We start from the raw sequence: 5928 nt of genomic DNA, 5'->3' as shown, positions 1-5928 counted from the left end.
GAGGGGAGGACGGGCGTGCCGGCCGCGGCGCCCGACCCGTTCATGTAGCGGCTGGAACGCATGTGCCACTCGTGGCCGCCGGACTGCCAGTCCTGGAGTCCCTTCACATACGCGGCGACCGCGCCCCACTCCACCGGGTCGAGGCCCTTCTCCACCATCAGCGCGGGCAGTTCGGTGAGGGCGGTGTTCTCGAACTGCTGGAGGCGGGAGGTCAGGAGGTCGTTGACGGCGTCGGCCGCCTCCTGCGTCGTACAGCCGAAGAAGTTCTCCAGCACCAGGACGCCGTTGCTGAGTTCGCCCTCCTCCTCGACCTCGCGCCGGTAGGAGAACAGGTCGTTCCTGAGGTGGACGGCGTCGGAGAAGCTGTCACGGAGGACGAGCAGCGCGCGCTCCCCGGCCACGGACGCCGGGATTTCGGCGTGCGCGGCGTATTCGACGAGTCCGGCCGACCAGGGGGCGCCGCCGACCTTGCGGCGCATTTCGATGTACTCGACGGGGTTGGCGACACGGTGCGCGTTGATGTTCGACAGTTCCCACAGGGATTCGTTGAGCAGATGCTCGGTGCTTTCGGCGAATCGCCTGCGCCATTCCATCGACATGGCCGGCACCGTGCGCGCCCACAGATCGGCGAGTCCCGCCTCGACGGGGTTCTCCGGCTCGGGCACCGGGTCGGAGAGGTCCATGGGCATGAAGGCGGGCAGCCGGGCCAGGTGGGCCTTTCCGCCCTCCCGGTCCTGGGTGCGTTTGTACTTCTCCAGGAAGTGGTCGTCGAAGAAGAACACCCAGGTATACCAGTCGGTGACAAGGCAGAGCACCGGGCCGTCGCAGTCGGGGTGGGTGTAGGCGCACATCAGGCCGTAGTCGTGGGATTCGAGATCGCTCTCCTCCCAGATTCCCGAGCCCTCCAGCATGCCCATGGAGCGGGCCCATCGCCTGGTGTGCGTCCTCGCCTCCTCCAGGCGGGGATTGAGCCGCGCGGGATACGGCATGTAGAAATTCGGCAATTCGAACGGCCGGGCGTCGTCCGCCGCGGTGGCCTGCGAGTTCGTCGGAGTGGTCGATTCCGTCACGGGCGAGCACTACCCCGACCGGAATGATCTCATCCGCTCGGCGCAATTGCTCACCCGCGCGGATGAATTCACATGGAGCCTGGTTTCGCGCGAGCGAGCGGGAAGGCGGGCGGACGGTCAGATTCCGGGACTGCCGAGGTTCTTGCGGAAGTACGTCGTCGGGCGGAGCTCTCCCGAGGGGAGCGCCGCATGGCCGGGGACGGTGCCGAACGGTGTCCAGCCCGCCGAGCGGTACAGGCCCTCGGCCGGACTGTCCGTCTCCGTGTCCAGGAGCAGCAGTGTCATCCCGGCCTCGGCCGCCGCGCGTTCGGCGACGGCGAGGAGTTCCCGGCCCAGCCCCCGGCCGCGCGCCTCGCGGTGCACCATCAGCTTGGCGATCTCGGCGCGGTGCCGCGCGTTCGGCTTTCCGGCCGGGACGAGGCTGACAGTTCCCACCAGCCGTCCGGTCGCGGTGTCCCGCGCCGCCCAGACCAGCAGCCGGCCCGCCTCGACGTCCGGAGCCAGCGTCTCCCACCAGTCGGCCGCCTCCGCACTCTTGAACGGCGCGAGGAATCCCACCGAGGCGCCCCCGTCCACGGTGTCGGCCAGGAGTTCCCCCAACTCGGCCAGCGCGTCTCGGAACTCGGGGCCGGAGAGCCGGGACACGGACGCGCCTGCGAGCGGCGCGGGGTTCGCGTTCGGGTTCGGGTTCGCGGCGGCGTCGGGGGCGGTGCCGGCGGCGGTGCCGGCGTTTGCGGCGGCGTTCGCGGCGGCGTTCGCGGCGGTGTTCGCGGCGGTGTTCACGGGAGCACCACCACCACGGCGTACCGCACCGGCTCCGGCCCCGGGCAGTGGAACCGGGTCTCCCCCCACAGCCGGAAGCGCAGCGCGTCGCCGGCGGCGAGGAGGTGGCGGGCCCCCTGCACGGTCACCTCGACCGCACCTTCGAGCACCCAGATGTGCTGCTCCATGCCGGGCACCGGCGGAGCGTCGTACGCGATGACGGCGCCGGGCCGCAGCGTCCCCTCGACCACCTCGGCCCGCAGGCCCGGGTGCGGCGGCGACACGGAACGGCGCACGAATCCGGAGTCCTCGTCCTTCCAGACGCTCTGCTCGCCGGCGCGCACCAGTTGCGCGGGCTCCGCCTCCACCTCGCCGAGCAGGCGCGACATCGTCAGCCCGTACACCGGGCAGAGCCTGCCGAGCAGCGCCGCCGTCGGGCTGATCTCGCCGCGCTCCAGGCGGGAGAGGGTGGAGCGGCTGACGCCGCTGCGGCGCGCCAGTTCGTCCAGCGACCAGCCGCAAGCGCCGCGCAGTTCGCCGAGGCGGGCGGCGAGTCGGGCGTCGACGGCCCGCGCGGCGGCCTCCTGGGCGGCCGCCTCCCGGGCAGCGGCCTGCGGGGTCGCCGGGTCGTCGGTCAGCAAGGCATCGCTTCTCACATCCGGGAAGGTATCCCGGATATGAGACATCGGTCCAGGGTGATGGCACCCGGCGGTGACCGGGAGCCCGTGGTCCGGGCCTGCGGTCCGTGGTCCGTGGTCCGGGCCTGCGGTCCGTGGTCCGGGGCATGTGGCCGGGGCCTGGGAGTCAGCCCGTGGCGCAGGTCCGCCCGTTGAGGGTGAACGCGTACGGCTCCGAGTTGCGGCCCCACCAGCTGCCGATGAACCCGATCGAGAAGGGGCGGCCCGCCTGGACGTACCTGTTGTAGTCGGCGGCCCTCGCGGTCACCTGGTCGCCGCTCTGCGAGAAGGAGGCGTCCCACATGTGGGAGACGCGCTGCCCGTCCCGGAACCGCCAGCCGACCTGCCAGTCGCCCAGCGCCTGCCGCGAGGTCACCGTGACCGTGGCCTGGAACCCGTCGGGCCACTCGTTGACCAGTTGGTAATCCGCCCGGCAGAAGGGATCTTCGTCCCGGTCCGGCGGACGGTCGCCGGGCCGGTCGTCCGGCTCCCGCGAGGACGACCCGTTGGCCGTGGGCGAGGACTTGCCCGTGTCGCCCGAATCGCCCTTGCCGCCCGTCCCGCCGTCCGCGGTCTTCTCCGGCCCGGCCGCGGGGGGAGAGGACTCCGGCGCTCCCGGAGAGGCGGTGGACGACGCGCCCGGCCCGGACGGTCGCGCCGTCTCCGGGCCCGGGAACGAGGGCGCGGGCTGCGCCACGGGCTGCCGGCCGGTGTCCCCGCGGCCCCCGGAGCCGTCGTCTCCCCCGGAGCCGCCCGCCGAGCCGCTCGCGGACATCAGTGAGAAGACCAGCGCCACCACGGAGATGGCCGCTGCCCCGGCCAGCAGCGCGGCCCGCCCGGCGCGCCCGCCGCCGTCCCTGTCCGCGCCCTTGCCCGGCGGGAGCGCGGCGACGCCGCCCTGCGCGTGAGGACCCGCGAGGCCGTTCTCCACCGCCCTGTGACGCCGCTCCAGGTACGCGAGCCCGCCCCAGCCCAGCACTCCCGTGGCCAGCGCGGCCGGCAGCCCGCCGCCGTGCAGCCGCAGACAGGAGGCGGCCTCCGCGCACTCCATGCAGTGCGCCAGGTGCTGCGCCAGGTCCTCGGGCGTGCCCGCGCCCGGCGAGCGGGTGACGGCATCGAGCAGCCGGGCGTAGCTGCGGCACTCCTCGTCCGTCAGGACGTCGAGATGATTGCGGTGGCAGCGCTCCCGGAACACGCCCCGCACCCGGGCGATCTCCTCCGCGGCCTCCGCGGCGTCCAGCCCGAGCCTGCGCGCGACCTCGGGCACCGGCAGTGCCTCGATCTCCACCGACCACAGCAGCGCGCCGTCCTGGGCCCGCATGTCCGCGAGCCCGCGCAGCGCCAGCGGGCGCAGGGCGCGGCGGCCGACGTGGCGGGCCGCATCCTCCGAGACCAGCCACCGGCGCAGCCCCGAGTCGATGCGGTGGCCCTGGCCGTGCGCCTCCCACGCGGCGGCGGTGTTCCGGACGGCGATCAGCAGCAGCGGCGTACGGGGCAGCCGCGGTGCCCAGCCGTGCGGGCCCCGGCTGGGCGTCACACCCGCCGCGCCGTGCGAAACACCCGCCGCACCGTGCGAAGGATCCTGGGCGCCCCGGCCCGAGCGCACATGCTGGATGCCCCGGGTGAACGCCTCTGTGGCCAGTTGCGTACCGGCTGCGGCGGACGTCGTGCACAGGCCGGCGTACGAGACGACCGCGTCCCAGCTCTCGGCGAGCAGCTCCGCCTCGGTGACGTCCTGAGGGGTGGGCACGTCGGGCATGCAGGTGGTTTCCTCACGCGATCAACTCCCATGTCAGGCACTGGAGTTGGTGGCTGCCTCGGGATGCGGCCCGAGCTTTTCACGTCTTCGACACAACTGACAAGGTCGACTGGCACTTAGTGTCACCGGGCGGTCGCGGTGGAGAGACCACCCGGACCACCCGGTTATCTTCTCCGCATGAACGTGCCTGCGTACGAGTACGCGTACGAAAGAGACGGAGCCGAGATCTACCGTCAGTCCTTCGCGACGATCCGCGCCGAGACGGATCTGAGCGGGCTGCCCGAGGACGTCGCGCGGGTCGCCGTACGCATGGTCCACGCCTGCGGAATGACCGACCTCGTACGCGATCTCGCCTGGACGCCCGGCGTCGCCGAGCGGGCCGGCGCGGCCCTGCGGACGGGCGCGCCCGTGCTGTGCGACGTGGCGATGGTCGCGAGCGGAGTGACGCGCCGTCGACTGCCCGCCGCCAACCCGGTGCTGTGCACCCTCTCCGACCCGGCCGTCCCCGGGCTGGCCGCCCGGCTCGGCACCACCCGCAGCGCCGCCGCGCTGGAGCTGTGGCGCGAGCACCTCGACGGCGCCGTCGTCGCCGTCGGCAACGCGCCGACCGCCCTCTTCCGGCTGCTGGAGCTCTTGGAGTCCGGCTCCGTGCCCCGCCCGGCCGCCGTCATCGGCGTCCCGGTCGGCTTCGTCGGTGCCGCCGAGTCCAAGGACGCGCTGGTGGCGGCGGGTGACCGGCTGGGGCTCGACTACCTGGTCGTACGGGGCCGCAGGGGCGGCAGCGCGATCGCCGCGGCGGCGGTCAACGCGCTGGCCAGCGAGGAGGAGTGAGCAGCCGGTTCCGCCGGAGCCAGGCCACGGCCTGAGCCGGCCCCCCGACGACCGGCACATCAGCCGGGACGGGCGGCCGCCGCACCACCACGACCGGAATCCCCGCCTCACGGGCGGCCGTGAGCTTGGGCGCGGTGGCGGGACCACCGCTGTCCTTCGTCACCAGTACGTCGATGCGGTGCCGGCGCAACACCTCCCGCTCCCCGTCGAGCGTGAACGGCCCCCGGTCGAGCAGCACTTCGTGCCGGAGAGGCAGCGGCGGCTCCGGAGGGTCGACGGAGCGGACGAGGAACCAGGGCCCGTCGAGCGCCGCGAACGCGGCGAGGCCGAGCCGACCGGTGGTCAGGAACACCCTGCGCCCCAGGTCCGGGACGATGGCGGCGGCCTCCTCCAGCGAGCCGGCCCCGTGCCAGTCGTCGCCCTCGGAGGGGACCCAGCCCGGGCGGCGCAGAGCCAGCAGGGGAACATGGGCGGTGGCGGCGGCCCTGGCCGCATGGAAACTGATCGTGCCGGCGAAAGGATGCGTCGCGTCGATGACCGCGTTCACCTGCTGCTCCCGCAACCACCCGGCAAGCCCCTCGGCCCCGCCGAAACCTCCGATCCGCACGTCCCCGGCGGGCATGCGCGGCCGGGCGACCCGGCCGGCGAGGGAACTCGTCACACGCAGCAGCGGCACGAGCCGCCCGGCCAGCTCCCGGGCCTCCGCCGTCCCGCCGAGGATCAGTACATGCGGTCGGTGCGCGTCGTCCATCGGGACCTTCCATGTCTGAGCGGCGGCGGCATCCGGACGGCAACCACGGCGCCGCCCCCACCCGGCACGGTACCGACC

5 protein-coding genes and 1 pseudogene are annotated in these 5928 nt (G+C 73.5%); 1 reads left to right on the top strand and 5 read right to left on the bottom strand.

Features of this window, described 5'->3' with window-relative positions:
• The 4 genes and pseudogenes from cyc2 to GUY61_RS33285 all read right to left on the bottom strand — a co-directional run.
• A pseudogene (gene cyc2 / locus GUY61_RS33300) lies at positions 1 to 989 on the bottom strand (germacradienol/geosmin synthase Cyc2); the annotation flags it as partial.
• A gap of 198 nt (positions 990 to 1187) precedes the next feature.
• Positions 1188 to 1715, bottom strand: a complete 528-nt coding sequence (locus GUY61_RS33295; RefSeq protein ID WP_166634054.1) for a GNAT family N-acetyltransferase — start codon at positions 1713 to 1715, stop codon at positions 1188 to 1190.
• Between the two features lie 134 nt (positions 1716 to 1849).
• A complete protein-coding gene (locus tag GUY61_RS33290) occupies positions 1850 to 2488 on the bottom strand; it encodes a helix-turn-helix domain-containing protein (RefSeq protein ID WP_313896986.1) in 639 nt (212 codons plus the stop codon).
• A 148-nt stretch (positions 2489 to 2636) separates the two neighbouring features.
• The gene (locus GUY61_RS33285) at positions 2637 to 4268 is read right to left on the bottom strand and encodes a cellulose-binding domain-containing protein (protein WP_166634052.1); all 1632 of its coding nucleotides are present in this window, start codon (positions 4266 to 4268) and stop codon (positions 2637 to 2639) included.
• A 177-nt stretch (positions 4269 to 4445) separates the two neighbouring features.
• Here GUY61_RS33285 and GUY61_RS33280 point away from each other — a divergent pair, with 177 nt between their 5' ends.
• Positions 4446 to 5099 carry a precorrin-8X methylmutase gene (locus tag GUY61_RS33280; protein ID WP_166634051.1) on the top strand — a complete coding sequence of 218 codons (654 nt, stop codon included), beginning with the start codon at positions 4446 to 4448 and terminating at the stop codon, positions 5097 to 5099.
• Here GUY61_RS33280 and GUY61_RS33275 read toward each other — a convergent pair.
• A complete protein-coding gene (locus GUY61_RS33275; RefSeq protein ID WP_166634050.1) occupies positions 5071 to 5850 on the bottom strand; it encodes a cobalt-precorrin-6A reductase in 780 nt (259 codons plus the stop codon). The genes GUY61_RS33280 and GUY61_RS33275 overlap by 29 nt on opposite strands.
• Positions 5851 to 5928 lie beyond the last annotated feature (78 nt).

The sequence above is a fragment of the Streptomyces sp. GC420 genome (assembly GCF_009916105.1).
Lineage (GTDB): Bacteria > Actinomycetota > Actinomycetes > Streptomycetales > Streptomycetaceae > Streptomyces.
This window is presented reverse-complemented; position numbering and strand designations above follow the sequence as displayed.

What these genes read in the sequence shown, in the direction of transcription:
- GUY61_RS33275 (WP_166634050.1), bottom strand. Translation starts at nt 5,850, where the DNA reads ATGGACGACGCGCACCGACCGCATGTACTGATCCTCGGCGGGACGGCG.
- GUY61_RS33280 (WP_166634051.1), top strand. Translation starts at nt 4,446, where the DNA reads ATGAACGTGCCTGCGTACGAGTACGCGTACGAAAGAGACGGAGCCGAG.
- GUY61_RS33285 (WP_166634052.1), bottom strand. Translation starts at nt 4,268, where the DNA reads ATGCCCGACGTGCCCACCCCTCAGGACGTCACCGAGGCGGAGCTGCTC.